At 63.2% G+C, this 26,534-nt stretch carries 21 protein-coding genes; 12 read left to right on the forward strand and 9 right to left on the reverse strand.

Annotated features, from left to right (window positions below):
* Positions 1-73: 73 nt before the first annotated feature.
* From VL129_RS17245 to VL129_RS15800, 7 genes are all read left to right on the forward strand, one after another.
* Positions 74-808 carry a methyl-accepting chemotaxis protein gene (locus VL129_RS17245; protein ID WP_414705218.1) on the forward strand — a complete coding sequence of 245 codons (735 nt, stop codon included), beginning with the start codon at positions 74-76 and terminating at the stop codon, positions 806-808.
* 303 nt (positions 809-1,111) lie between these two features.
* The gene (locus tag VL129_RS15775; protein WP_325414362.1) at positions 1,112-1,534 is read left to right on the forward strand and encodes a hypothetical protein; all 423 of its coding nucleotides are present in this window, start codon (positions 1,112-1,114) and stop codon (positions 1,532-1,534) included.
* Position 1,535: 1 nt separating this feature from the next.
* Positions 1,536-2,117 (forward strand): adhesin, encoded by a 582-nt coding sequence (locus tag VL129_RS15780; RefSeq protein ID WP_325414364.1) that lies wholly within the window; start codon positions 1,536-1,538, stop codon positions 2,115-2,117.
* A 47-nt stretch (positions 2,118-2,164) separates the two neighbouring features.
* Positions 2,165-3,166: an autotransporter outer membrane beta-barrel domain-containing protein gene (locus VL129_RS15785; protein ID WP_325414366.1), complete on the forward strand. Its 1,002-nt coding sequence runs from the start codon at positions 2,165-2,167 to the stop codon at positions 3,164-3,166.
* 57 nt (positions 3,167-3,223) lie between these two features.
* The gene (locus VL129_RS15790) at positions 3,224-3,907 is read left to right on the forward strand and encodes a C39 family peptidase (RefSeq protein ID WP_325414368.1); all 684 of its coding nucleotides are present in this window, start codon (positions 3,224-3,226) and stop codon (positions 3,905-3,907) included.
* 27 nt (positions 3,908-3,934) lie between these two features.
* On the forward strand, positions 3,935-4,648 hold the full coding sequence (locus VL129_RS15795) for a hypothetical protein (protein ID WP_325414370.1): 714 nt from the start codon (positions 3,935-3,937) through the stop codon (positions 4,646-4,648).
* Positions 4,649-4,969: 321 nt separating this feature from the next.
* Positions 4,970-6,253 carry a transporter family protein gene (locus VL129_RS15800; RefSeq protein ID WP_325414442.1) on the forward strand — a complete coding sequence of 428 codons (1,284 nt, stop codon included), beginning with the start codon at positions 4,970-4,972 and terminating at the stop codon, positions 6,251-6,253.
* A gap of 41 nt (positions 6,254-6,294) precedes the next feature.
* Here the strand turns inward: VL129_RS15800 and VL129_RS15805 are convergent, their stop codons facing one another.
* Positions 6,295-7,620: a sigma-54 dependent transcriptional regulator gene (locus VL129_RS15805; RefSeq protein ID WP_325414372.1), complete on the reverse strand. Its 1,326-nt coding sequence runs from the start codon at positions 7,618-7,620 to the stop codon at positions 6,295-6,297.
* A 219-nt stretch (positions 7,621-7,839) separates the two neighbouring features.
* Here VL129_RS15805 and VL129_RS15810 point away from each other — a divergent pair, with 219 nt between their 5' ends.
* Positions 7,840-8,100, forward strand: coding sequence for a hypothetical protein (locus VL129_RS15810; RefSeq protein ID WP_325414374.1), 261 nt, complete (start codon positions 7,840-7,842; stop codon positions 8,098-8,100).
* 66 nt (positions 8,101-8,166) lie between these two features.
* Here the strand turns inward: VL129_RS15810 and VL129_RS15815 are convergent, their stop codons facing one another.
* The 8 genes from VL129_RS15815 to VL129_RS15850 form a co-directional block, all read right to left on the reverse strand.
* Entirely contained in the window at positions 8,167-10,017 is a 1,851-nt protein-coding gene (locus tag VL129_RS15815; protein ID WP_325414444.1) for a SurA N-terminal domain-containing protein, read from the reverse strand.
* Positions 10,018-10,215: 198 nt separating this feature from the next.
* The gene (locus tag VL129_RS15820) at positions 10,216-10,488 is read right to left on the reverse strand and encodes an HU family DNA-binding protein (protein ID WP_027591384.1); all 273 of its coding nucleotides are present in this window, start codon (positions 10,486-10,488) and stop codon (positions 10,216-10,218) included.
* Between the two features lie 127 nt (positions 10,489-10,615).
* Positions 10,616-13,012 carry an endopeptidase La gene (gene lon, locus VL129_RS15825; RefSeq protein ID WP_325414377.1) on the reverse strand — a complete coding sequence of 799 codons (2,397 nt, stop codon included), beginning with the start codon at positions 13,010-13,012 and terminating at the stop codon, positions 10,616-10,618.
* Positions 13,013-13,137: 125 nt separating this feature from the next.
* On the reverse strand, positions 13,138-14,418 hold the full coding sequence (gene clpX / locus VL129_RS15830) for an ATP-dependent Clp protease ATP-binding subunit ClpX (RefSeq protein ID WP_027591382.1): 1,281 nt from the start codon (positions 14,416-14,418) through the stop codon (positions 13,138-13,140).
* A 99-nt stretch (positions 14,419-14,517) separates the two neighbouring features.
* Positions 14,518-15,153, reverse strand: a complete 636-nt coding sequence (gene clpP, locus VL129_RS15835) for an ATP-dependent Clp endopeptidase proteolytic subunit ClpP (protein ID WP_325414379.1) — start codon at positions 15,151-15,153, stop codon at positions 14,518-14,520.
* Positions 15,154-15,240: 87 nt separating this feature from the next.
* Entirely contained in the window at positions 15,241-16,551 is a 1,311-nt protein-coding gene (gene tig, locus VL129_RS15840; protein ID WP_325414381.1) for a trigger factor, read from the reverse strand.
* Positions 16,552-16,763: 212 nt separating this feature from the next.
* Positions 16,764-17,315 carry an ATP-dependent Clp protease proteolytic subunit gene (locus tag VL129_RS15845; RefSeq protein ID WP_325414383.1) on the reverse strand — a complete coding sequence of 184 codons (552 nt, stop codon included), beginning with the start codon at positions 17,313-17,315 and terminating at the stop codon, positions 16,764-16,766.
* A 13-nt stretch (positions 17,316-17,328) separates the two neighbouring features.
* Positions 17,329-17,532: a DUF2795 domain-containing protein gene (locus VL129_RS15850; protein ID WP_325414385.1), complete on the reverse strand. Its 204-nt coding sequence runs from the start codon at positions 17,530-17,532 to the stop codon at positions 17,329-17,331.
* Positions 17,533-17,769: 237 nt separating this feature from the next.
* Here VL129_RS15850 and VL129_RS15855 point away from each other — a divergent pair, with 237 nt between their 5' ends.
* Genes VL129_RS15855 through narJ form a run of 4 tightly spaced genes read left to right on the forward strand, consistent with a single transcriptional unit; the run spans position 17,770 to position 26,525 of the window.
* Complete coding sequence (locus VL129_RS15855; RefSeq protein WP_325414446.1) at positions 17,770-20,400, forward strand: nitrate/nitrite transporter; 2,631 nt, start codon at positions 17,770-17,772, stop codon at positions 20,398-20,400.
* A 50-nt stretch (positions 20,401-20,450) separates the two neighbouring features.
* A complete protein-coding gene (locus VL129_RS15860) occupies positions 20,451-24,221 on the forward strand; it encodes a nitrate reductase subunit alpha (RefSeq protein ID WP_325414387.1) in 3,771 nt (1,256 codons plus the stop codon).
* Positions 24,218-25,774: a nitrate reductase subunit beta gene (gene narH / locus VL129_RS15865; RefSeq protein WP_325414389.1), complete on the forward strand. Its 1,557-nt coding sequence runs from the start codon at positions 24,218-24,220 to the stop codon at positions 25,772-25,774. The genes VL129_RS15860 and narH overlap by 4 nt, the downstream gene beginning before the upstream one ends.
* A complete protein-coding gene (narJ, locus tag VL129_RS15870; RefSeq protein ID WP_325414390.1) occupies positions 25,767-26,525 on the forward strand; it encodes a nitrate reductase molybdenum cofactor assembly chaperone in 759 nt (252 codons plus the stop codon). Before narH ends, narJ begins: the two co-directional genes overlap by 8 nt.
* Positions 26,526-26,534: the final 9 nt, after the last annotated feature.

The raw sequence follows: 26,534 nt of genomic DNA on the forward strand, positions 1-26,534 counted from the left end.
GCAGCAGTCGGCCGATGGTCTGAACCTGGTGGCGGGCGACAGTCAGCAGTTCTGCCAGAAGCAGTCCTCGCAGATGGAACAGGTCGCCACCGCGGTCAACGAGGTCAGCTACGCGGTTCAGGATGTAGCGCGCAACGCCGAGCAGGCCTCCAGCGAGGTCAACCAGGCCGAAGCCCAGGCCCGCCAGGGCCGGCAGAACATCGACCGCAGCCTGGAGCAGATCGAGCAGTTGTCCGCCCGGATCGGCCAGGCGGTGGATGTCATCCAGGGCCTGGCTGACGAAAGCACGCAGATCGGCACGGTCGTGGAGGTCATTCGCGGCATCGCCGAACAGACCAACCTGCTCGCGCTCAACGCGGCCATCGAAGCGGCGCGTGCCGGTGAACAGGGACGCGGTTTCGCGGTGGTGGCCGATGAAGTGCGCCTGCTGGCCCAGCGCACCCAGCAATCGACCGCCGAAATCCAGCAGATGATCGAGCGCCTGCAGAGCAACTCCGGCAACGCCGTCAAGGTCATCGCCGAAAGCAACCAGGCCACCCGGCTGACCGTCGAGCAGGCCGGCCTGGCCCGCGAGACGCTGGAGCAGATCACCGGCGCCCTGCGCAACCTGGCCGGGGTGAATGCCTCAATCGCCAGCGCCACCCTGCAGCAGTCGCACGTGATCGACGACATCAACCGCAATGTCACCGAAGCCGCCGGGCTGGCGCAGGAGATTGTGCAGTCCGCCGACAAGACCAGCGATGCCGGCCAGCACCTCAATCAGTTGGCCGCACACCTGAACCGCCTCCTCGGTCAGTTCCGCGTCTGATTCCCCTCCCCCCAGGGCTTCCCGAATTCCGGAGAAGCCCTGTCCCTGTTTCGAGTTATTGACACTTCGGGCGAGCGCACCCCACGTCTCGCCTGAAGCGCCCGCTGTTGTCTCGAAAATGATACGGCCCCGCGGCTCGTTCTGTTTCATCCACGCTACGCCCAGCCGGATCCGCAACCCGCTCCATTTCATAACGTGCTGTTTCTAAAGCTTTTTTTGGGATCGGCACGACTTCTGCGTTAGTGAGCGGAAATGGATGCTCAAGGGATCTGACATGTATCGCCAAGGCGTGGGGATTATCTGGTGCTGAAGCAATGCGTACTTGCAATGGGGGCGGTACTCATCGCGGTGGAAGCGTGCGCGGCAGGTGACGGCAGCATCGTCATCCAGCGCGAAGTGCAACCGCGTGTGGCGTTTCGACAAACCCTGGTTCCCGATCCCAACCCCATCGCGGTCAATCCGAACGTCTCGTCCCAGGTCCGCCATCAGTTGCGTGGGCTCGAACTCAGCGACGGGGATTTTGCCCATGTCATCAGTGGGCAACGTCTGGGCAACAGCATCCCGCTCGATGGAGGCCTTCCCGGCATACCCGCATCCGAGGGCCCGCGACTACCCGGCGTTGCAGCTGGCCGAGCCGGTGCTTCAGGCGGCGGCATATCCGGCCAGGTCAACCGCAGTGTGCAGCGTGGCCTGGCCCCTCTCCAGAACCTGACCGGAGGCCGTTGAGATGATTCGATGGACACCGTTGCTTGCCCTGCTTGTCACCTTTCGCGCGCTGGCCGTCGACCCGGCCATGCATTCCCAGAGTGTTATCGAAGACACGGGCATCGACAGCCAGGGCCTGGTCTCGGTCAATGCGGGCGCCGGCGAGCTTCACCAGCAGATCAACGCCCGGGCGATTGCCATCGGAACGGAACTGGCCACGGCCCGACTCCAGCTACGGCAGGAACTGGAACTGCAGGCGCTGGACCTGAATCAGGACGCGCAGGTCAACCTGTTGGGTGAATCCTTCGGCCGCAGTTCCGGCCTGACCGGTGTCAATCAGGCCGCCGGATCAGGCAACCAGCAAATCAATTCCTTCCGCCTCAGCCTCGGCCGACAGCGGCAGGATCTGGATGACAGTGTGCTTGCTCAGCAGTTGGTGGCACCTGCACAACCCTCCGGGGCGACTGAACAACCCAAGGGCAGCCGCATCGTCGTCACCGACGACAAGGCCTTTGCCGGAAGTCGGGGTGTGGTTCAGCTGAACCAGAGTGCTGGGGTCGGCAACCTGTCGGTGAACAGCCTCAGCATGACAGTAGTGGATTGACCCCCCTTCGCAACCGCGAAATGACTACGTACCGCAAGGAGAAACCCATGAAAGTTATGTGGACACTGAAGCCCCTGGCATTCGCCGTTGCCGCTGGCCTGGCTGTCACGGCCACCGCTCAGGAGGTTCCGCCTCCCACCACTCCCGGCTCTTCGGCCCTGGCTACGGTCAATGACACCCAGACCAGTGCCGGCAACTATGTGCTGAACCAGGGCACCGTCAACACCGGCAGCCTGGAGAGCTCCCTGGACGATGCGGCCGGTAACGTCGGGGTGAACATCGCCGGGGGCGATCACAACCAACAGGCCAATTCCGCCGCCCTGTCCACCGCCGATGAGTTCTTTGTCTTCGGCACAGCCACGGCCGCAGTCAACCTGAGCCAGACCGGCACCAATGTGGTGGACAATTACTCGGTCACCAACACCGCAAGCGTTCTGAATTCCGGTAACAACGCTTCGGGCAACATCGGCATCAACGTTGCCAGTGGTGTGTTCAACCAGCAGAAGAACGACTTCGCAACCGCGACTTCTGGCGGTTTCGTGGCCACCGCCAGTAGCACGGCCACACAGAGCTCCACCGGCAACATCACTAACAACCGGGCTGTGCTGACCGAGTCGGCCGTTGTGGCACTCACCCTCAACGGCAACGTAACGGGCACCTATGAGGGAATTTCGGATCAGGTGGGTGACGTTTATCTGGAAGTCTGGAACAGCCCCTTCCACCCGGATGGCACAACGCAGCTCGCCCACGTCGATGTTGACAGTGACAACCAGGGCGCTCAGCCCGGCCCCAACGGCACTGGCTCCTTCCTGTTCGAGGAAAGCGGTGAAATCGATCTGGCCGGCACGCTGACCGGTACCGTGCCGCTGGTTTCCTTGCAGCAGGCCGTTAACAACTCGGCAACTGTCAGCGGCTCGCTCAATGGCGCCTCCGGCAATGTCGGACTGAACGTCGCCGCCGGCTCGGGTAATCAGCAGAGCAATTCGCTGGCGATCGCTGCCGGCTGCAACGCCTGCTCGGGCAATGGAGGAACCCCCACCGGGCTCTGACCCTGACAAGGGCTCCAATCGGAGCCCTTTCCTTTGGACGTGCAGGGACGCTAACGAATGCGCGCTCGTATTCTTGCCCTATCGCTGGTGCTGCTCGGTGCCGATGCTCTTGCCGCTCGCCTGCCCTTTCCGGTCCTGCCGGGAGGCAACATGGCGTTTCTCGAGGTTCAGAGCATCCACGAGCGTCGCTTCAGTCACCTGGTACAGCAGCAGACGGATTTCAGCTGCGGCGCCGCCTCGCTGGCCACGGTCCTGCGGGAAGCCTATGACTTCGATGTCAACGAGCAGATGGTCATCGAAGGCATGCTGGCCGGGGCGGACCAGAACATCGTTCGCACCCAGGGCTTCTCCATGCTGGACATGAAGCGCTATGTCGAGGCCATCGGTCTGCGGGCCCGGGGCTACCGCATTGCGCCCGCGGGATTGCAGCAACTGAAGGTCCCCGCCGTGGTGCTCCAGGAAGTCCGCGGCTACAAGCATTTCGTCGTGCTGCTACGCAGCGATGAGCGGCATGTCTATATCGGCGACCCGGTACTGGGTCACCGAAGGTACCGCCTCGATGAATTCGTCAGCGGCTGGAACGGCATCGTGTTCGCCGTCATCGGGCCTGGTTACAACCGCCTTAATGCCTTGCTCGACCCTCCCGAACCTCTCACTGCCAAGGAGCGCGTCAATGCCTTCCAGCCCGTGCGCGATGCTGAGCTCATGGAGTTCGGCTTCATCCAGAGCGACTTCTTTTAACGTGAACGGGTGTTCCTGGAGGTCTCCATGAACAAACGGATTCTGGCGTGTGTGCTGCTGGCCCCAGCGCTGGCTGTGGCCGGCACTCCTTTCAAGCCTGTCGAGCTGACGGACCCGGAACTCGCTCAACTGCGTGGCCGCTATGTGCTGCCCGATCATATCGTGCATTTCGGCGTCACCATGACCAGCAGTTGGGAGCAGCCCGGCCAGCAACTGGGAGCTTCCGTTTCCCTGCAGGCCCAACAGGGCGCGCAGCCGGTGCTGAACATCACGCCCATCTCCGGCGGCGGCGGATCCGCGCCGCAGCCAGGCTCCGGAATGATCATCGGCGGCCAGGGCCTGGCCAATGTCGACGGTATCAGCCAGAGCGTGCGTACTGCCGGCGACCTGAACTCGGCCGTGAACGGCATCCAGATCAATATCGAGCGCAACGGGCAGGCGCCGGATCTGGCGGGTGGAACGCCGCTTGGCGACGGTTACAGTCAAAGCAACGGGCTGGGCACCGTCTCGGTCAGCGCGGCCCAGGGCAAGCTGCAGCTGGGTATTGCCACCCGGGGACAAGGTAGCAGCCTCCAGCAACTAGGCGGTGGCCTGCTGCAGGACACCCGCATCGTCAGTTCGCAGAACACCGTCATTAATACTGCCAGGCTGGATGTGGTGATGCAGCAGGGGAACCGGAGCATGGATGTGCTGAATTGCAACCTGGACCCGCTGCGCACTCTGAGGCCGGCGGGATATTGATCTACGCTTGACTCTTCATCGTTCAGCTAGACAGGGATTGTCAGCATGCTTCGCACGGTTCGTCCGCATCTGCTTGGAATCACACTGCTGGGGTCGTTCGCTGTCCCGCTGGCGTTCGCGTCCACCCAAGCCGAAATCGAAACCCTGGAGCAGGAAATTCAGGACCTTCGCGACCAGTATGATCGCTACCGGCGGGCCCTTGAGGATCTGGCCTCCAGTGCCGCCCGGGAAGATGCGCGGGCTGCCGAGGCCGAGAAAGTCATCGAGGAGGCCAAGGCCAAACCGGTCCCTGCACCGCTTGTTCCGACGGCGCAAACTCCTATGCCCGCCCCTGTACCCCGTGGCCTGAGTGCCGGCACTCCAGCACAGACAGTTTCCGCGCCCGCCGCGGCAACAGCGGCAACAGCGGCAACAGCGGCGAGCGTCCCGCTCGCACCTGCCACGAGCGCAATGCGCATGCCGACCCCGGTGATGGCCACACCTGCGGCGGAACCAGGCACCCGGCCGGCGACTGGCATCCCGATTCCGCCCAAGCTGCCCCGAGCTGCACAGAACCCGGGGCTACAGCTGGCACAGTCACCTGCCCCCCGCACTGTGCAGTCCATTCAGGCCGAAGGTTACGGCGCAAGCCTGAAGGACGATGCCGAGCCGATCCGCAGTGTCGAAACCCTCTATGACGAGGCGTCGGGCTTCTTCGGCGGCGGCACCTACAGCCTGGAAACCGGCCTGAGCTACAGCCATTACGACACCCGCCAGATGATCCTGAATGGCTTCCTGGCCCTGGACTCGATCTTCCTGGGCAACATCAACATCGACCAGATCAATGCCGACAACTTCACACTGGATCTGACGGGCCGCTACAACCTGCACAACCGGCTGCAGCTCGACCTGAACGTACCCTTCCTCTACCGCGACGTAACCTATGAATCGGCGGGCGCGGGCAATTCGAGCGCACAGGTTTCTGATCGCACGGTCCAGGCAGGACCAGAGATCGGTGACGTCAGTGCTGGTTTCTCGTACAAGATCCTGGATCAGAACGCGGATCGCCCCGACACCATTCTCAGCCTAAGGGTCAAGGCGCCCACGGGTCGGCACCCGTATGGCATCAAGATGACCCGGGTGGCCGACAACGACAACATCACCGTTCCGAAGGATCTGCCAACCGGCAATGGCGTCTGGTCGGTGACCCCGGGCATCTCGATGGTGAAGACCGTCGATCCCGCCGTCTTGTTTGGGAACCTGTCCTACACCTACAACTTCGAGGAAGAGTTCAGCGACATCAGCGCACAACAAGGCACCCGGATGGGTGGCAAGGTTCGCCTAGGCAACTGGTGGCAGTTCGGGATGGGCCTGGCGTTCGCTCTCAATGAAAAGATGAGCCTATCGATGTCCTACTCACAGCTGATCAGCCGCAGCAGCCGCATCCGCCAGGAAGGCGGCGACTGGCTCACCATCGTGGGCAGCGATGCCAATGCCGCCTACTTCAACCTCGGCATGACCTATTCCGCCAGCGACAATCTGGCCATCGTGCCCAACCTGTCCATGGGACTGACCCCGGACGCCCCGGATTTCACCTTCAGCCTGAAATTTCCCTACTACTTCTAGGCTGGTGCGGGACCGGCGGCAACAACTGCCGCCCGAGCCGCTCAATGCAGGCCGTGCTTGTGCAGCAGACGGTAGAAGGTCGGTCTGGAGATACCCAGCACGCGGGCCGCTTCGCTGAGGTTGCTTGCGTATTGCCGCAGCGCCTCACTCAACGCCTGGCGCTCAGCCTGCAGCCGATAGGATTGCAGGGTCTGCAGTGTGCCAGGCTTGTCTGTCGGAGGTTGCAGGCCTAGGTCCTCTGCCTCGATCTGTCTTCCTTCCGACAGAACTAGCCCTCGCCGCACCCGGTTGGCCAGTTCACGAATGTTCCCGGCCCAGGTATGGGCCAGCATGGCCTGGGTGGCACCTTCACTGAAGCTGCGGGGCCGTCTGCCGGTTTCGCTGCTATACAGGCGGGCAAAATGGCCCGCCAGCTGCGGCAAGTCAGCCAGCCGCTCTCGCAAGGGGGGCATGCGAATCTGCAAGACATTCAGCCGGTAGTAGAGATCTTCGCGAAACCTGCCATCCTGGATTGCTTGCTCCAAGTCGATATGGGTGGCGGAAAGAACCCGGACATCGACGGGGATCGGCCGACCGCCCCCGACGCGCTCGATGTGCTTTTCCTGAAGAAAGCGCAGCAGATTCGCCTGCAACTCCAGCGGCAGATCGCCGATTTCATCCAGCAGCAGCGTTCCGCCGTTGGCAGCCTCGATTCGCCCCACCTTGCGCTGATGGGCCCCGGTGAAGGCGCCCTTCTCGTGGCCGAACAACTCCGACTGGATGAGGTTCTCAGGAATGCCGCCACAGTTGATGGCAACGAAAGGCTGATCCGAGCGGCGCGAGAGATTATGCAGTGCGCGCGCAACCACTTCCTTGCCGGTACCGCTTTCGCCGCGAATCATCACCGGCGAGTCCGTGGGAGCAAAGCGTGCGACCAGCCGGCGCGCTTCGGTCATCGCCCGGCTCTCCCCCAGCAGATCCTCCCAGGGGCCTCGCTGTGGATCGGGCTTGCGGCGCAAGCGTGACATGCCGTAAGCCCGACCCAGGGCGATCTTGATTCGCGCCTCGTCGAGCGGAAGGGTATGGAAATCGAAGAACCATTCGTAGATGAAATCGCGTACCCGCTGCACGGGCAGCAGCTCCGCACCCAGTACCGCAATCCACTCCCCTGCGCCTTGCAGCAGCAGGGTGCGAAGCGACTCGAGGCGTTCCGGGCTGCGGGCGTCCAACCGGACCATTCCCACCTGAAAGCCCCGTGCGCAAGCGGTCTCCAGGCTTGCGCTGCTCACCTCCCAGCCTGCAGCCTGGAGCGCGGGAAGAAGGTTCCTGCAGGCATCGCATGGGTCAACCATGAGCAGCCGGCGGGCGCTCTTCGTTACATCATGCATGTCCGTTCCCTGGTGATGGCGTTGCCCCTTGGCATAGCGAGATAACGGTAGCAAGGAATCGCCGCCTGACTCGGCCGTCCGTCCAGGCGGCCTGTCGTAAACGCGTCAAAAAAAGCGATTATCGCGACCGGCATGTGACCTTTGGATAATTGACACTATCTACAGATGGTAAGTCGCAACGTTGACTGTTTCCCTGGATCAGTTCTGGAGAGTAATCGCATGACAGCGCTCCGCACCAATGAAGCACTCCTGATCGCACACCGCGCCTTCCAGCCGTTGCAGTGCATTGCCTGGGCGACCGACTCGGGCGAGCTCAGCCTCACTGTCATAGACAGAACCACGGCCAGTGTCGTGGGCCGGTCGCGGATGTCGCGAACCGATTACGCCGATACGGAACACCTGGGCAATGCATTGAATGAAGCGCGCCGGCAACTGACCGATGAGGGCATCAGACTAGGTCCGTGGCATATGGTCGAATAACCGGATGCGGTATGAAAAAGGGCCCTGGCGCTTGCGCGGCAGGGCCCTTTTTCTACAAGCGAAGAATCAGAAGCGCTCGATATCCGACTCGCGCTGCAAGCGCGTCCGGTAGGCGGCGAAATCCTCCTGGCCGGCGCGCGAGGCCAGGAAGCGCTGGTACATCCGCACTTCATTGGCGTCCACTACTTGCGCAGGCTCACTGACGCCGGTCAGACGCAGCAGCACGTAATCACCGTTAGCCAGGGCGACACCGGCAAATCGCGGCGCCTGTTCAGGCCTCGGCATGCGGAACAGCGCCTGCAGCACCTGCGGCTCGACACCTTCCAAGGAGCGGGTAGCGGCCTCGAACACCTGCCAGCTGCGCTCTTGCGCGGCAGGCGTCTGACCTTCACGCAGGCTGGCCAGCAACGCCTCGCCCTGCTGCCTGGCCGCTTCGGCGGCAGCCTCGCCGCGCAAGGTCGCACGAATCTCGCCCGCCACCTGCTCCAGGCTCCTGCGCTGCGGCTGGCGATGCTCCTTGACGCGCATCACGATGACGGTTTCGGCATCCAGTTCCAGTGCCTGACTGTTCGCGCCGCTCTCCAGCAAGTCCGCACCGAAGGCCTGCTGAATCACCTGACGATTGGCGGTGACGCCAGAACTGCCACCTTCGCGCCCGAAGGGCTCGCTGGTACGCACCTGCAGTCCCAGCTCCTGCGCCGGTTGCTGGAGATCCGCAGCTTCGAAGGCGAGGTTTTCCAGTTCACGAGCCGCCTCGACAAAGCGCTGCTCGACCTTTTCCGCTTTAAGATCACGCTCCAGCTTGTCCTTGAGGGCAGCGAAGCTTGGAACATCGGCGTCCTGGGAATCGAGCAACTTGATCAGGTGCCAGCCAAATTCGGTGCGCACCGGCTCGGAGACTTCGCCCTTCTTGAGCGCGAACAGTGCCGCTTCGAATTCGGGGGCATACACACCCGGACCGGCGAAACCGAGGTCGCCACCATCGGCGGCCGAGCCGGTATCTTCCGATGCCTCCCTGGCCAGCGCTGCGAAATCCTCACCCTTGTCCAGCCGCTGACGGAGCGCCTCGATGCGCGAGAGCGCTTCGTCGCCTCCGGACTCGATCAAGATATGCGCTGCCCGGCGCTGCTCGGCCAGATTGGCGATTTCGGTCTGGTAGCGGGACTTCAGCTCTTCCTCGCCGATGTCCACCTGATCGAAGAAGCTGTCTTTCTTGAGCTCCACGTATTCGATCACGACCTCTTCAGGGGTCATGAAGCGCTGGGCATTCCGCTCGTAATAGGCAGCCACCTGCTCGTCCGTAACGGTAGCGCTGCCGGCATCGGGCTTGATGCGATACAGGGCGAAATCGCGGGTTTGCTTGTCCAGACGCACGAAGTCGCGCACCTGCTGTTCGGTCACGAAGCCACTGCCGGCCACAGCGGCCTGCAGCTGGCCGATGAGCATTTCTTCTTCGAGCATCTGACGGAATTGCAGCCGACCATAGCCCATCTGGCGGATGACCTGATCGAAGCGGGCCGGGCTGAAACGGCCGTTTTCCTGGAATTCGGGGGTCTGCAGAATGATCTGATCGAGCGCTGCCTGCGACAGGGCAAAATCGGATTCCCGGGCGGCCTGCACCAGCAAGCGACGATCGATCAGATCGCTGAGCGCGGCGTTGCGCAGCAGGTTGTCATCGATCAGGGAGGTATCGAAATCGCGGCCAAACTGCTGTGCCAGTTGTCGACGCTGCATTTCCACGGCCTGGCTCAGTTCGGAAAGACTGATTTCCTCACCATTCACCTCGGCGGCGGTCTGCTGGTTACCGACGCTGTTGAAGATGGCTTCGAAGCCGGTCAGCGCCAGCAGTACGATGATGAGACCGATGATGGTCTTGGCAATCCACCCCTGTGAATTGTCCCTGATGTTTTGCAGCATGCATCCCCCAGTAACGACCGTTGTGCGGCCAGACAGCGCGTGTGGAGCCCGAAAAGGACGAAGGCGCACCGGGAGGGATGCGCCTTCGCGTTAACCACGGAGTGGAGGGACTGTAGTTCAGGTTCCCGTTCTGACAAGCCAAGCTGGCCAGACTGCTCCGTTACCAGGCCGGTCGGGCCTGGCCTGGCGGAAAGACGCTTAGTTTACGGCGTCCTTCAGTGCCTTGCCCGGCTTGAAGCTCGGGATCTTGGCGGCTTCGATCTTGATCGGCTTGCCGGTCTGCGGGTTACGACCGGTACGGGCAGCGCGTTCCTTGACAGCGAAGGTACCGAAGCCCACCAGGACCACGGAATCACCTGCCTTCAGAGCACCAGTGACGGATTCGATCACAGCGTCCAGCGCACGACCAGCAACGGCTTTCGGGATATCAGCAGATGCGGCGATGGCATCGATCAGTTCCGACTTGTTCACTCTAAGTCCCCTTATCTAACTTTAATGAAGTTATTTTTTACCAACTAAAACTTGATTCCGCAGACCAACCTGTACTCGCGGCGACAACTAACCAGCGCCGGCAAACGGGTCGAGGAAGGTCTTTCGGTTAATGCGTGCTGACTCTCTCCTTGGAATCAGTCTCGCGGGTTTCATCCTTAGCTACCATGTCCGGAGCCGCATCGGGCAAGGGCTCCGGGGCGTATTGCAGCGCAATTTGCAGGACCTCGTCAATCCATTTGACGGGCTTGATTTGCAGATCCTGTTTGATGTTTTCAGGAATCTCCTTCAAATCCCGCACATTTTCCTCGGGAATGATCACCGTCTTGATGCCGCCACGACGCGCCGCCAGGAGCTTCTCCTTCAGACCGCCGATGGCCAGCACCTGACCGCGCAAGGTGATTTCGCCGGTCATGGCGACATCGGCGCGCACCGGAATCTGGGTCAGCGCCGACACCAGGGCCGTGCACAGGCCGATGCCTGCGCTGGGGCCGTCCTTGGGGGTCGCCCCTTCCGGCATGTGGATATGCACATCGCGCTTCTCATGGAAATCCAGCGGGATGCCCAGACTCTTGGCGCGACTGCGCACCACGGTCAGGGCGGCGGTCATGGACTCGGCCATGACATCGCCCAGCGAACCGGTCTTGATCAGCTGTCCCTTGCCCGGCACCACGGCGGTTTCGATGGTCAGCAGTTCGCCACCGACCTGGGTCCAGGCCAGGCCGGTGACCTGCCCCACCTGGTCTTCCTGCTCGGCCAAGCCGTAGCGATACTTGCGTACGCCCAGATAGTGTTCAAGCGAGTCCGGCGTCACCTCGACCTGGAAGCGCTTTTCCTTGATGTTCTCTTTCACCACCTTGCGACAGACCTTGGCGATCTGACGCTCCAGGCCGCGCACACCTGCCTCGCGGGTGTAGTAGCGAATGACATCGCGGATCGTTTCCTCGCAGACAGTCAGCTCACTCGGCTTGAGACCGTTGGCGCGAATCTGCTTGGGCAGCAGGTACTTGATGGTGATGTTGACCTTCTCGTCCTCGGTGTAGCCCGGCAGGCGAATCACCTCCATGCGGTCCAGCAACGGCGCCGGAATGTTCATGGAGTTCGAGGTGCACACGAACATCACATCCGAAAGGTCGTAATCGACCTCCAGGTAATGGTCGTTGAAATGATGGTTCTGCTCGGGATCCAGCACCTCAAGCAGCGCGGAGGCTGGATCGCCGCGCATATCACTGCCCAGCTTGTCGATTTCATCCAGCAGGAACAGCGGGTTGCGTACACCGCCCTTGGTCATCTTCTGGATCAGACGGCCCGGCATGGAGCCGATGTAGGTGCGACGGTGGCCACGGATCTCCGCTTCGTCGCGCACGCCACCCAGCGCCATGCGCACGAACTTGCGATTCGTGGAACGGGCGATGGACTCGGCCAGCGAGGTCTTGCCCACACCGGGCGGGCCGACCAGGCAGAGTACCGGCCCCTTGAGCTTCTTCACGCGCTTCTGCACGGCCAGGTACTCAAGGATGCGCTCCTTCACCTCCTCCAGGCCGTAATGGTCGGCGTCGAGGATTTCCTCAGCACGGGAAAGGTCCAGACGAACCTTGGTTTCCGCCTTCCACGGCACATTCAGCAGCCAGTCGAGATAGGAGCGCACCACCGTGGCCTCGGCGGACATCGGCGACATCTGCTTGAGCTTGTTCAGCTCGGTCAGTGCCTTGGCATGCGCCTCCTTGGGCAGGCCGGCATTCTCGATGCGCTTCTTCAGCTCATCGACTTCATTGTGGCCCTCGTCGATGTCGCCCAGCTCCTTCTGAATGGCCTTCATCTGCTCATTCAGGTAGTACTCGCGCTGGCTGCGCTCCATCTGCTTCTTGACGCGACCGCGAATGCGCTTTTCGACCTGCAGCAGATCGATTTCCGAATCCAGCAGACCCAGCACGTATTCCACGCGGGCCGGCAGTTCGGTGATCTCGAGGATTTCCTGCTTCTGTTGCAGATTGAGCGCCATGTGCGCCGCCATGGTGTCGACCAGGCGGCTCGGCTCGTCGATGCTGTTCAGCGACGCCAAGACTTCCGCCGGAACCTTCTTGCCCAGCTGCACATACTGTTCGAACTGGTTCAGCAGGGTACGGCAGAACACTTCCGCCTCGCGTTCGGAAGTGGCCAGCTCGTCGAGCAGCGCGACCTCGACGCAACTGTGATCGTCGAGGGTGACGAAACGCTCGACGCGACCGCGCTGCTCGCCTTCCACCAGCACTTTAACGGTGCCGTCGGGCAGCTTGAGCAGTTGCAGGATGGTGGCGACCGTACCGACCTGGTAGAGCGCTTCCTGATCCGGATCGTCATCGCCGGGATTCTTCTGGGCCACCAGAAGGATCTGCTTGTCGCCCTTCATGGCTTCTTCCAGCGCCGCGATGGACTTTTCCCGCCCGACGAAAAGCGGAATCACCATGTGCGGATAGACCACGACATCACGCAACGGCAGGAGTGGCAATTCGATGGTTTTGTTCATAACTCGACTCTGCGACGGCCGACGGCCGTGATCGGTGGGTTGCCCTTGCCGCCAAGATGAGGGCGAACCTGGAAAAACACAAGCAAGGATCCGGAATGAAGAAGGGGCCCGCAGGCCCCTTTTTCTCACGCGTCCGGCGCTGCCTTGGCGGTAGGCTCGCTGTTCTCGTAGATGAGCAGCGGCTTGGAGGTGCCTTCGATGACATTCTCGTCGATGACCACCTTGCTGACGTCGCCCTGCGAGGGGATCTCGTACATGGTGTCCAGCAGGATGCCTTCGAGGATGGAGCGCAGGCCGCGCGCGCCGGTCTTGCGCTCGAGCGCGCGACGCGCCACGGCGCGCAACGCGTCGGGGCGGAACTCCAGATCCACGCCTTCCATTTCAAACAGCTTGGCGTACTGCTTGGTCAGCGCGTTCTTCGGCTCGGCGAGGATTTCGATCAAGGCCGCTTCGTCCAGCTCTTCGAGCGTGGCGATCACCGGGAGGCGACCGACGAACTCGGGAATCAGTCCGAACTTGACCAGATCGTCGGGCGTCACTTCACGCAGCGAATCACCGACCGACTTGCCGGCATCCTTGCTGCGCACCTCGGCGGTGAAGCCGATGCCACCCTTGGTGGAGCGGCCCTGGATGACCTTCTCCAGGCCGGCGAAGGCGCCGCCGCAGATGAACAGGATGTTGCGGGTGTCCACCTGCAGGAACTCCTGCTGGGGATGCTTGCGACCACCCTGCGGCGGAACGGAGGCAACCGTGCCTTCGATCAGCTTGAGCAGCGCCTGCTGCACGCCCTCGCCCGACACGTCGCGGGTGATTGAGGGGTTGTCCGACTTGCGCGAGATCTTGTCGATCTCGTCGATGTAGACGATGCCCATCTGGGCCTTCTCCACATCGTAGTCGCACTTCTGCAGCAGCTTCTGGATGATGTTCTCCACGTCCTCGCCCACATAACCGGCTTCGGTCAGTGTGGTGGCGTCGGCGATGGTGAACGGCACATTCAGCAGGCGCGCCAGGGTTTCGGCCAGCAGGGTCTTGCCCGAGCCGGTCGGGCCGATCAGCAAAATGTTGCTCTTGCCGAGCTCGACATCATCCTTCTTGTCCCGCTGGTTGAGGCGCTTGTAGTGGTTGTAGACGGCGACGGCCAGAATCTTCTTGGCACGCTCCTGACCGATCACATACTGATCGAGGATCGCACTGATCTCCTTGGGCGTCGGCAATTTGTGCGCATTGCTCTCGGCCTGTGCTTCCTGCACCTCCTCGCGGATGATGTCGTTGCACAGGTCTACGCACTCGTCGCAGATGAAGACAGAGGGTCCGGCGATCAGCTTGCGCACTTCATGCTGGCTCTTGCCGCAGAAGGAGCAATAAAGCAGCTTGCCGTTGTCCTCGCCATTGCGGGTATCAGTCATTCGGTCAATCCAATACGGTAGGCTTGAAACACAAGATGAGGGCAATCAGGGGCATTTTCAACCCTGCGGCGACCGGATATCCGACCGCCGCACACAGAATTACAGCGCCAGTCGACGCTCGAGCACCTGGTCGATCAGTCCGTATTTGACCGCTTCTTCGCCGCTCATGAAGTTGTCCCGGTCGGTATCGCGGGCAATCACATCGATCGGCTGGTTGCAGTGGTGGGCCAGGATCCGGTTCAGACGCTCGCGGATGGTCAGGATTTCGCGGGCATGGATCTCGATGTCCGACGCCTGACCCTGGAAGCCGCCCAGCGGCTGGTGAATCATCATGCGCGAATGCGGCAGGCAGTAACGCTTGCCGGCGGCGCCGCCAGCCAACAGCAGCGCACCCATGCTGCAGGCCTGGCCGATGCAGTAGGTGGTCACGTCCGGCTTGATGAACTGCATGGTGTCGTAGATCGACATGCCGGCGGTCACCGAGCCGCCCGGCGAGTTGATGTACAGGTGGATGTCCTTGTCGGGGTTCTCCGCCTCGAGGAACAGCAGCTGCGCAACCACCAGGTTGGCCATGTAGTCCTCGACCTGGCCGACCAGGAAGATCACCCGCTCCTTGAGCAGGCGGGAATAGATGTCGTAGGCGCGCTCGCCGCGAGCGGACTGCTCGATCACCATCGGCACCAGGCCACCGGCGGCCTGGATTTCAGGCATTTGCATAAAGGAATTGCGGGACATTTCCAGCGATCGCTCCCTATTGAACGGTCCTAAAGACACATAAGCCAGCGCTAGGCTGGCTTATGCGGTGCTCGAGCGGGGGAAGAATCAGGCGACTTGCGGAGCTTCCGCGGGCTTGACAGCTTCTTCATAGGAAACCGACTTGTCGGTCACCTTGGCCTTGCCGAGGACAGTATCTACAACTTGTTCTTCCAGTACAACCGAGCGAACTTCGTTCAGCTGCTTCTCGTTCTTCAGGTACCAGGCCACTACCTGCTCGGGCTCCTGGTAGGCCGAAGCCATTTCCTCGATCAGCGCGCGGACGCGGCTCTCGTCCGGCTTCAGTTCGTTCTGCTTGACCACCTCGGCGATGATCAGGCCCAGCACCACGCGACGCTTGGCCTGCTCTTCGAACAGCTCGGCCGGCAGGTTTTCCGGCTTGATGTTGCCGCCGAACTGCTGCACAGCCTGGACGCGCAGACGGTTCACTTCGTCGGCGATCAGGGCCTTCGGCACTTCGACCGGGTTGGTTTCCAGCAGACCTTCCATGACCTGGTTCTTCACCTTGGTCTTGATGGCCTGACGCAGTTCACGCTCCATGTTCTTGCGGACTTCGGCGCGGAAACCTTCCAGGCCGCCTTCCTTCACGCCGAACAGGGCGAAGAATTCGTCGTTCAGCTCCGGCAGAGCCGGGGCGGCAACGGCAGTTACATTGACGGTGAACTCGGCAGTCTTGCCGGCCAGATCGAGGTTCTGGTAGTCCTCGGGGAAGGTCGGGGTGATGACGCGCTCTTCACCGGCCTTCACGCCAACCAGGGCGTCTTCGAAGCCCGGGATCATGCGGCCCGAACCCAGCACCAGCGGCACGCCCTTGGCGGAGCCGCCAGCGAAGGCTTCGCCGTCGATCTTGCCCACGAAATCGATGGTGATCTGGTCACCATTCTCGGCGGCACGGTCGGCGGCCTCGAAACGGGTGTTCTGCTTGCGCAGGACGTCCAGCATGGTGTCGACGTCGGCATCGCCGACCTCGGCTTGCTGACGCTCGACGGCAATGCCTTCGAAGCCGGCCAGCTTGATTTCCGGGAACACTTCGAAGGTGGCGACGTATTCCAGATCCTTGCCCTTCTCGAACACCTTCGGCTCGATGGACGGGGCGCCTGCCGGGTTCAGTTTCTGCTCGACCACGGCTTCGTAGAAGGTTTCCTGGATCAGATCGCCCAGAGCCTCCTGACGGGCAGCACCTTCGTAACGCTGACGAATGACGCTCATCGGCACCTTGCCCGGACGGAAGCCCGCAACCTTGGCGCGACGGGCAGTCTGCTGCAGGCTCTTGTCGACTGCGGATTCGATGCGTGCGGCCGGCACGCCGACAGTCATCCGGCGCTCAAGAGCGGAGGTGGCTTCTACAGAAACTTGCATGGATATTCCTCGTTGCACAGACGTGGCGCCGGCCGTTCCGGCTTGATCAAGGGCATGCATTCTAGATGCACCCCGGGTGGAAGTCACCCCACGGAACGGATCGGCAGAAAGAGGCGGCGGGAACGGCGCGGCGGCATTTCCCGACCTGTCAAAAATCGCAGGGCGGCGATTCTAGCCGGCGAAAGAGTGGCTTGTATACCGAGGCGTTGGCCTCAAGCGTGCACGCTGGCGCTCATCGAGCCCTGCGGCATGCGCAGCTCGTCGACGGCATGGATCAGACCACAGGCCAGTGCCTCGTCCGGCCCGAGAATGCGCGGTGACGCGGTGAGATAGGTGGTGACGTCAAGCGGCTCGGCCGCACCCTGGGTGCGGTCCATGACGATCTGCTCATAAAGGAAGCGGTCGTGATCCATGCTCATGGCGTATTCGATCATGCGCGCATGATCGACGGCGCCATGCAGAGTCCAGTGGAACGGGTGAAACAGGAACTTGCTGAAGCGGCTCGCGGTGCGGCGCTCTCCGGCAAGAAAGATGATGTTGCCCATCGATTCGACGGTCCCCAGGTTATGGGTATGCACCGGCACCGGTAGCGACATCAGGAAATTGAACAGCGAAAAGCCGTAGCTGCACTCCCCACCCATGGTGGCGATCTTGATCACCAGCTCGCTGGCCTCCTGCTGGACGGCCTTGTTGCACTTGTCGATCAGTTGCCCAGTGGTCGAGGAGTTGATCGGGCCGGTGAAATGCACGACATAGGGAGTCATGGGGTTTACCGACTCAACGGGCGCCATAGCGTTTCAGGATGTCCGCCATGCTGCCGAAGTCCTGTGCAGGCAGAGCTTCGAGCATGCGCAGCACCGCTTCACTGGCGCCATTCTCCTTAGCCTTGCGAATCAGCCGGTCACGATCGGCGGGAAAATCCAGGCCATGCAGGTAGCGACTGACCTGCTCATCGGCCGCAGGTCCTTTCTCAAGGCTCATACACCACCCCTCTATTCAACTTTCCTTCAGATGTATGGAGCCGCCACCCACGTAGGCAGTTCGACAGACCTAGCCGCTGGCGGACGGGCGGTGAGCCCGGTTTGCCCGCCGGGACTTCGCTGTCTACGCTGAAAAGCACTTTGGTGCCGCCCCGGCTGTGTGGCGCCTGCGCAGGCAAGACCACTCGGGCGCCGCGCCCGATGCAACGGGACGGGAGCAAGCACCATGCCGATGCCTATGCCGGTCTCGCGACGGGCTCAATATCGCGCGCTGACGCTGTCCACCTTCGCCTTCACGCTGTGCTTCGCGGTCTGGACGGTTTTTTCGATCCTTGGCTTGCAGATCAAGGAAGAATTCACCCTTAGCGACACCCAGCTCGGTCTGCTGATGGCCACGCCGGTGCTGTCCGGCTCGCTGACCCGCCCCCTGCTCGGCTGGCTGACCGATCGCTACGGCGGACGCTGGGTGTTCGGCTTGCTGATGCTGATCTCCGCCCTGTGCATCTACCTGCTCACCTTCGCCGACAGCTATCCCCTGCTGCTGATCGGCGCTCTCGGCATTGGCCTGGCCGGCGGCGGCTTCAGCGTTGGCGTGGCCTACACGTCCGCCTGGTTCGAACCCGAGCGCCAGGGCACCGCGCTGGGCATCTTCGGTGCAGGCAACGTGGGCGCCGGCCTGACCAACTTCGTCGCGCCCTTCCTGCTGCTGGCCCTCGGCTGGCAGGGCACCGCCCTGGTGTATGCCAGCGTGCTGGCGGCCACCGGCGTGGGCTTCATTCTGCTCGCCCGGCCCGACCCGCAAAGCGGCATGCGCCGGGCAGAAGCCATGCCCCTCGCCCAGCAACTGGCGCCGCTCGCCGAGATGCGCGTCTGGCGTTTTTCCCTGTACTACTTCTTCGTGTTCGGCGCCTTCATCGCCCTGGCGCTGTGGTTGCCCCATTACCTGATGCAGGTCTACGGCCTGAGCCTTGCCGCTGCCGGCACGGTGGCGGCCCTGTATACGGTTCCGGCCTCGGTGTTCCGCATTCTGGGCGGCTGGCTGTCGGATCGCTATGGCGCGCGCCGGGTCATGTACTGGACTTTGACCGCCTCGGTGCTCTGCACCTTCCTGCTCAGCTATCCCCCGACCCGCTACACCGTTACCGGCGTCGAAGGCGAGATCAGCTTCTCCCTGACCCTGAACGTGGTCGGCTTCGCCCTGTTGACCATGGTGCTGGGCTTCTTCATGTCGCTGGGCAAGGCCGCCGTGTTCAAGCACATCCCGGCCTACTATCCCCGGCACGTCGGTATCGTCGGCGGCGTGGTCGGCATGGTCGGCGGCCTGGGCGGCTTCTTCCTGCCGCTGACCTTCGGCATGCTCAACGACGTGGTTGGCATCTGGCAGAGCACCTTCATGCTGCTGTTCCTGATCGCCGCCGGCGCCCTGGCCTGGATGCATTACGCGATCCGCATGGCCGAGCGGGTGGAATGGCCCGCACAGCGCGAGGTCAGCGACCTGCCGGAACTGTCCACCCCCGGCAGCCTGGTGCTGACCGACTGGCGACCGGAAGACGCGACCTTCTGGAGCGATACCGGCGAGCGCATCGCCCGGCGCAACCTGTGGATCTCCATCCCCAACCTGCTGCTGGGCTTCGCCATCTGGATGGTCTGGTCGGTGGTCATCGCCCGCCTGCCCCAGGTCGGCTTCGACTACACCCCCAACCAGCTGTTCTGGCTGGCCGCCCTGCCCGGCCTGTCCGGCGCGACCTTGCGCATCTTCTACAGCTTCATGGTGCCAATCTTCGGCGGTCGGCGCTGGACCGCCCTGTCCACCGCATCTCTGCTGCTGCCGGCACTGTGGATCGGTGTCGCCGTGCAGGACCCGGAGACCCCCTATCTGGTGATGCTGATCCTTGCCCTGCTGTGCGGCCTGGGCGGCGGCAACTTCTCTTCCAGCATGGCCAACATCTCCTTCTTCTATCCCAAGGCCTCCAAGGGCAAGGCCATGGGCCTGAACGCCGGGCTCGGCAATCTGGGCGTCAGCGTCATGCAGTTCCTGGTGCCGGTCGTCATCACCATGGGGGTATTCGGCGCCCTGGGCGGCGAACCGGCGTTAACCGCCAGCGGCCAGCAGCTGTGGCTGCAGAACGCCGGGTTCATCTGGGTGCCGTTCATCATCATTGCCACCCTGGCGGCCTGGTTCGGCATGAATGACATCGCCAGCGCCAGGTCCTCGTTCGCCGACCAGCTGGTGATCTTCAAGCGCAAGCACACCTGGCTGATGAGCGTGCTGTACACCGGCACCTTCGGCAGCTTCATCGGCTTCTCGGCGGCCTTCCCGCTGCTGTCCCGCAGCCTGTTCCCCGAGGTGGATGTCCTCAAGATCGCCTTCCTTGGCCCGCTGATCGGTGCCCTGAGCCGGGCCTTTTCCGGCGGTCTGGCCGATCGCTTCGGCGGCGCGCGGGTCAGTTTCTGGGTCTATGCGGCGATGGCCATCTGCGTGCTGGGCGTACTGTTCTTCCTCGAAGCGCGCAGCTTTGCCGGCTTCTTCGTCATGTTCCTGCTGCTGTTCTTCTTTTCCGGGGTGGGCAACGCTAGCACCACGCAGATGATTCCAGCGATCTTCCGTCACCAGACGCCGCGCCTGCACCCGCACCTGCCACCCGCCGAGCAGCAACGGCAAAGCGAGAAGGAATCCGCCGCCGCGGTGGGCTTCATTTCGGCGGTGGCCGCCTATGGCGCCTTCTTCATTCCCAAGGCCTACGGTACCTCCCTGGCCATGACCGGCAGCGCGGCGCCGGCGCTGTACGGTTTCATCCTCTTCTACTCTCTGTGCATCGCGCTGACCTGGTTCTATTACACCCGCCGCAATGCGGAGGTGCCCTGCTGAAGTCTCAGCACCCAACGGGGTCTGCCTGAGCCCCGTTCAGGAGGAAACAAATGAGTCATTTCATTGACCGCCTGAGATACCTCGTCAAACGCCCGCCGGAATTCGCCGACGGCCACGGCGAAACCCGTGACGAAACCCGCGAGTGGGAAGATGGGTACCGCCAGCGCTGGCAGTACGACAAGATCGTGCGCTCCACCCACGGGGTGAACTGCACCGGCTCGTGCAGCTGGAAGGTCTACGTGAAGAACGGCCTGGTCACCTGGGAAACCCAGCAGACCGACTACCCGCGCACCCGCCCCGACCTGCCCAACCACGAGCCGCGTGGCTGTCCGCGCGGGGCCAGCTACAGCTGGTACATCTACAGCGCCAACCGTCTCAAGTACCCGCTGATCCGCAAGCCGCTGATCCAGCTGTGGCGCGCCGCACTGGCGCAGCACGCGGACCCGGTGGACGCCTGGGCGAGCATCGTCGAGGACCCGGCCAGGACCAAACAGTACAAACACGACCGTGGCCTGGGCGGTTTCGTGCGCGCCGACTGGGACGAGATGCAGACCCTGATCGCCGCCGCCAACGTCTACACCATCAAGCAGTACGGCCCGGACCGGGTGATCGGTTTCTCGCCAATCCCGGCCATGTCCATGGTCAGCTACGCCGCCGGCACCCGTTACCTGTCGCTGATCGGCGGGGTGTGCCTGTCCTTCTACGACTGGTACTGCGACCTGCCACCCTCCAGCCCGCAGACCTGGGGCGAGCAGACCGACGTGCCGGAATCCGCCGACTGGTACAACTCCGGCTACATCATCGCCTGGGGCTCCAACGTCCCGCAGACGCGCAGCCCGGACGCGCACTTCTTCACCGAGGTGCGCTACAAGGGCACCAAGACGGTGGCGATCACCCCGGATTACGCAGAAGTCTCCAAGCTCTGCGATGAATGGCTGAGCCCGAAACAGGGCACCGACTCGGCGCTGGCCATTGCCATGGGCCATGTGATCTTCAAGGAATTCCACCTGGAGAAGCCCAGCGCCTACTTCACCGATTACGTGCGCCGCTACACCGACATGCCGATGCTGGTGGAGCTGGAAACCCGCGCCGATGGCAGCCTGGTGCCCGGCAAGCAGCTGCGCGCCAGTGACTTCGCCGACCACCTGGGCCAGGCCAACAATCCCGAATGGAAGACCCTGGCCTGGGATGAAACCGGCGACCGCCTGGTGGTGCCTCGCGGCTCCATCGGCTTTCGCTGGGGCGAGGACGGCCACTGGAATCTGGAGCCAGTGGATGCCGACGGCCAGGAAGTCTCCCTGACGCTGTCACTGCTCGGTCGCCATGACGAGGTGGCGCGGGTCGGCTTCCCCTACTTCGGCGGTATCGAGCATCAGCACTTCCCGCACCTGAAGGTGCGCGACGTGCTCTATCACCATGTGCCAGCCAAGCGTCTGCAACTGGCCGATGGCCGCAGCGTGCTGGCGGTGACGGTGTTCGACCTGATGGCCGCCAACCACGGCATAGACCGGGGCCTGCTGGCCACGACCGGTGGCAGCGGCACCGACGACGGCGCCACAAGCTACGACCAGCCCAAGCCCTATACGCCGGCCTGGCAGGAAGCCATAACCGGCGTGCCGGCCGCCCAGGTGACCCGCCTGGCCCGCGAATTCGCCCAGAACGCGGACAAGACCCGGGGCCGTTCGATGATCATCGTCGGCGCCGGCGTCAACCACTGGTACCACATGGATATGACCTACCGCGGCCTGATCAACCTGCTGATCCTGTGCGGTTGCATCGGTCAGACCGGCGGCGGCTGGGCGCATTACGTCGGCCAGGAAAAGCTGCGCCCGCAGACCGGCTGGACGCCGCTGGCCTTCGCGCTGGACTGGCACCGCCCGCCGCGGCACATGAATGGCACTTCGTTCTTCTACAACCACTCCAGCCAGTGGCGTTTCGAAAAGCTCAAGGTCAAGGAAATCCTCTCGCCGCTGGCGCCGCCGGAGAAGTACAGCGGCAGCCTGATCGACTACAACGTGCGCGCCGAACGCATGGGCTGGCTGCCCAGCGCGCCGCAGCTGGACCGCAACCCGCTGCGCCTGGCCGCCGAGGCCCAGGCCGCCGGCAAGAGCACCAAGGACTACGTGGTCGAGCAGCTGAAAAGCGGCGCCCTGCGCTTCGCCGCGGAAGACCCGGACAATCCGGCCAACTTCCCGCGCAACCTGTTCATCTGGCGTTCCAACCTGCTCGGTTCCTCCGGCAAGGGCCACGAATACATGCTGCGCTACCTGCTCGGCACCCGCCACGACCTGCTCGGCAACGACCTGGGCAAGAGCGGCGAGGAAAAGCCCGAGGAAGTCGTCTGGCGCGACGAACCCGGCGAAGGCAAGCTCGACCTGCTGGTGACGCTGGATTTCCGCATGTCCACCTCCTGCCTGTACTCGGACATCGTGCTGCCGACCGCCACCTGGTACGAGAAGAACGATCTCAATACCTCGGACATGCACCCCTTCATCCATCCGCTGACCGCCGCCACCGACCCGGCCTGGGAGGCACGCAGCGACTGGGACATCTACGACGGCATCGCCCGGGCGTTCGCCAGGGTCTGCGTCGGCCACCTGGGCGAGGAAACCGATCTGGTGACCGTGCCCCTGCTGCATGACAGCCCCGGTGAACTGGCGCAGCCCGAGGTGCTCGACTGGAAGCGCGGCGAGTGCGAGCCGATTCCCGGCAAGACCATGCCCTCGCTGGTCGAGGTCAAGCGCAACTATCCGGAAACCTACGAGCGCTTCAGCTCCATCGGCCCGTTGCTGGACACCCTGGGCAACGGCGGCAAGGGCATCACCTGGAAGACCGAGGAGGAAGTCGAGCTGCTCGGCAAACTCAACTACCGCAAGCCGGACGGCGCGGCCAAGGGCCGCCCGCGCCTCGCCTCGGCCACCGATGCCGCCGAGATGATCCTCACCCTGGCGCCGGAAACCAACGGCAACGTGGCGGTCAAGGCCTGGGCGGCGCTGTCGAAGATCACCGGCCTCGACCACACGCACCTGGCGCTGCCCAAGGAGGACGAGAAGATCCGCTTCCGCGACCTGGTCGCCCAGCCGCGCAAGATCATCTCCAGCCCCACCTGGTCAGGTCTGGAAGACGAGCATGTGTCCTACAACGCCTGCTACACCAACGTCCACGAACTGATCCCCTGGCGCACCCTGAGCGGCCGCCAGCAGTTCTACCAGGACCATCCCTGGATGCGCGATTTCGGCGAAAGCCTGATGGTCTACCGCCCACCGATCGACACCAAGGCGCCGGCCGGCGTGGCCGAGCACAAGGCGATCAGCAACGGCAACCCGGAGATCATTCTCAACTGGATCACCCCGCACCAGAAATGGGGCATCCACTCCACCTACAGCGACAACCTGATCATGCAGGTGCTGTCGCGCGGCGGTCCCATCGTGTGGATTTCCGAAACCGACGCCAAACGCATCGGCGTCGAGGACAACGACTGGATCGAGCTGTACAACGCCAACGGTGCGGTGTCGGCCCGCGCGGTGGTCAGCCAGCGGGTCAAACCCGGCATGGTGCTGATGTACCACGCCCAGGAACGCATCCTGAACACCCCCGGCAGCGAGATCTCCGGCACCCGTGGCGGCATTCACAACTCGGTGACCCGCGTGTGCCCCAAGCCCACCCACATGATCGGCGGCTACGCCCAGCTGTCCTATGGCTTCAACTACTACGGCACGGTCGGCTCCAACCGCGACGAGTTCGTCATCGTGCGCAAGATGAAGCACGTCAACTGGCTGGACGGTGAAGGCAATGACTACACCCAGGAGGCCGTGAAATGAAGATTCGTTCGCAAGTCGGCATGGTCATGAACCTGGACAAGTGCATCGGCTGCCACACCTGCTCGATCACCTGCAAGAACGTCTGGACCAGCCGCGAAGGCATCGAATACGCCTGGTACAACAACGTCGAGACCAAGCCCGGCATCGGCTACCCCAAGGAATGGGCCAACCAGAAGAAGTGGCGCGGCGGCTGGGTGCGCAACGCCGACGGCAGCATCAACCCGCGTATCGGCGGCAAATGGCGGGTGCTGGCGAACATCTTCGCCAACCCCGACCTGCCGGAAATCGACGACTACTACGAACCCTTCACCTTCAACTACCAGCACCTGCACACCGCCAAGGCCGGCGAGCACCAGCCCACCGCGCGGCCGCGCTCGCGCATTTCCGGGCAACGCATGAAGAAGATCGAATGGGGGCCCAACTGGGAGGAAATCCTCGGCACCGAATTCGCCAAGCGCCGCAAGGACATCAACTTCGATCAGATCCAGGCGGACATCTACGGCCAGTTCGAACATACCTTCATGCTCTACCTGCCGCGCCTGTGCGAGCACTGCCTGAACCCCAGCTGCGTGGCGTCCTGCCCGAGCGGCGCGATCTACAAGCGCGAGGAAGACGGCATCGTGCTGATCGACCAGGACAAGTGCCGGGGCTGGCGCATGTGCATCTCCGGCTGCCCGTACAAGAAGATCTATTACAACTGGAAGAGCGGCAAATCCGAGAAGTGCATCTTCTGCTTCCCGCGCATCGAGGCCGGCCAGCCCACGGTGTGCTCGGAAACCTGCGTGGGGCGCATCCGCTACCTGGGCGTGCTGCTGTATGACGCCGACCGCATCGGCGAAGTGGCGGCCGCCGAGGACGAGCGCGACCTGTACCGCCGCCAGTGTGACATCTTCCTCAACCCCAACGCCCCGGCCATCATCGAGCAGGCCCGCAAGGACGGCGTGCCGGACAGCGTGATCAAGGCCGCCCAGGCCTCGCCGGTGTACAAGCTGGCCATGGACTGGGGCCTGGCGCTGCCGCTGCACCCGGAGTTCCGCACCCTGCCAATGGTCTGGTACGTGCCGCCGCTCTCCCCCATCCAGTCCGCCGCCGAGGCCGGACACGTGGAGTTCGACGGCGTGCTGCCGAAGATCGAGTCGCTGCGCATCCCGGTGCGCTACCTGGCCAACATGCTCACCGCCGGTGACGAGGCGCCCGTGGTGCTGGCCCTCAAGCGGCTGATGGCGATGCGCGTGTTCATGCGCGGCAAGCACGTGGACGGCACCGTCGATACGAAGGTGCTGGAACAGGTCGGTCTCAGCCAGGCCCAGGTCGAGGACATGTATCGCTACCTGGCCATCGCCAACTACGAGGATCGCTTCGTGATCCCCACCGCCCACCGCGAGATGGCGCGCGATGCCTACCCCGAGCGCAATGGCTGCGGGTTCACCTTCGGCAATGGCTGCCAGGGTGGCAAGAGCGAGACCAGCCTGTTCGGCGGCCGCAAGGCCACCACCACCCTGGTCAAGCCCGCCGAGGAGTTCGACCCGCTGGAGGACATGCGCCGTGACTAGCACCGACACCGTTCAGGGTCTGCGCAGCCTGCGCGTGCTGGCGCGCCTGCTCGACTACCCGACCGCCGAGCTGCAGGCGGCCGCCGATGAACTGGCGGCCATCCTGCACGGCGAAACCCGCCTGCAACCCGGCCTGCGCCAGCGCTTCGCCGACTGGTGCCAGCGCCTGGCCGACAGCGAGCTGCTGGACCTGCAGGCCGAATACGTCGAGCTGTTCGACCGCGGGCGCGCCACCTCGCTGCTGCTGTTCGAGCATGTGCACGGCGAGTCGCGGGATCGCGGCCAGGCGATGGTCGATCTGCTCGCCGAGTACGAGACGGCGGGGTTCCGGCTTTCCGCCCGGGAACTGCCGGACCACCTGCCGCTGTTTCTCGAATACCTGTCGACCCGCGACGAAGCGGACATCGGCCGCTGGCTGGGCGAAATCAGCCACATCCTTGCCCTGCTCACCGCGCGCCTGGAGGAGCGTGACGCCGAGCACGCCCTGGTGCCTCACGCACTTCTGGCGCTGATCGACGCCACCGACCTGATCGACCAGCACCGCCCCACCGTGGCCGCCGAGGAGCCGGACCATACGCCCCAGGCGCTGGACAAGGTCTGGGAGGAGGAAATGGTGCGCTTTTCCGCCGAGTCCGACGACGACTGCGCCCTGCAGTCCGCCGAGGGACGCCGGCTGGCCGAGCGCAAGTATCAGGCCACAACGCAGGTCGTCACCCTCATGCCCGCCAGTCCGTCATCGGATAGCCAATAGAAGGAGAGC

It is taken from the genome of Pseudomonas sp. (assembly GCF_035497915.1).
Lineage (GTDB): Bacteria > Pseudomonadota > Gammaproteobacteria > Pseudomonadales > Pseudomonadaceae > Serpens.

What these genes read in the sequence shown, in the direction of transcription:
- VL129_RS17245 (WP_414705218.1), top strand. Translation starts at nt 74, where the DNA reads ATGGAACAGGTCGCCACCGCGGTCAACGAGGTCAGCTACGCGGTTCAG.
- VL129_RS15780 (WP_325414364.1), top strand. Translation starts at nt 1,536, where the DNA reads ATGATTCGATGGACACCGTTGCTTGCCCTGCTTGTCACCTTTCGCGCG.
- VL129_RS15785 (WP_325414366.1), top strand. Translation starts at nt 2,165, where the DNA reads ATGAAAGTTATGTGGACACTGAAGCCCCTGGCATTCGCCGTTGCCGCT.
- VL129_RS15790 (WP_325414368.1), top strand. Translation starts at nt 3,224, where the DNA reads ATGCGCGCTCGTATTCTTGCCCTATCGCTGGTGCTGCTCGGTGCCGAT.
- VL129_RS15795 (WP_325414370.1), top strand. Translation starts at nt 3,935, where the DNA reads ATGAACAAACGGATTCTGGCGTGTGTGCTGCTGGCCCCAGCGCTGGCT.
- VL129_RS15800 (WP_325414442.1), top strand. Translation starts at nt 4,970, where the DNA reads ATGCCCGCCCCTGTACCCCGTGGCCTGAGTGCCGGCACTCCAGCACAG.
- VL129_RS15805 (WP_325414372.1), bottom strand. Translation starts at nt 7,620, where the DNA reads ATGCATGATGTAACGAAGAGCGCCCGCCGGCTGCTCATGGTTGACCCA.
- VL129_RS15810 (WP_325414374.1), top strand. Translation starts at nt 7,840, where the DNA reads ATGACAGCGCTCCGCACCAATGAAGCACTCCTGATCGCACACCGCGCC.
- VL129_RS15815 (WP_325414444.1), bottom strand. Translation starts at nt 10,017, where the DNA reads ATGCTGCAAAACATCAGGGACAATTCACAGGGGTGGATTGCCAAGACC.
- lon (WP_325414377.1), bottom strand. Translation starts at nt 13,012, where the DNA reads ATGAACAAAACCATCGAATTGCCACTCCTGCCGTTGCGTGATGTCGTG.
- clpX (WP_027591382.1), bottom strand. Translation starts at nt 14,418, where the DNA reads ATGACTGATACCCGCAATGGCGAGGACAACGGCAAGCTGCTTTATTGC.
- clpP (WP_325414379.1), bottom strand. Translation starts at nt 15,153, where the DNA reads ATGTCCCGCAATTCCTTTATGCAAATGCCTGAAATCCAGGCCGCCGGT.
- tig (WP_325414381.1), bottom strand. Translation starts at nt 16,551, where the DNA reads ATGCAAGTTTCTGTAGAAGCCACCTCCGCTCTTGAGCGCCGGATGACT.
- VL129_RS15845 (WP_325414383.1), bottom strand. Translation starts at nt 17,315, where the DNA reads ATGACTCCCTATGTCGTGCATTTCACCGGCCCGATCAACTCCTCGACC.
- VL129_RS15850 (WP_325414385.1), bottom strand. Translation starts at nt 17,532, where the DNA reads ATGAGCCTTGAGAAAGGACCTGCGGCCGATGAGCAGGTCAGTCGCTAC.
- VL129_RS15855 (WP_325414446.1), top strand. Translation starts at nt 17,770, where the DNA reads ATGCCGGTCTCGCGACGGGCTCAATATCGCGCGCTGACGCTGTCCACC.
- VL129_RS15860 (WP_325414387.1), top strand. Translation starts at nt 20,451, where the DNA reads ATGAGTCATTTCATTGACCGCCTGAGATACCTCGTCAAACGCCCGCCG.
- narH (WP_325414389.1), top strand. Translation starts at nt 24,218, where the DNA reads ATGAAGATTCGTTCGCAAGTCGGCATGGTCATGAACCTGGACAAGTGC.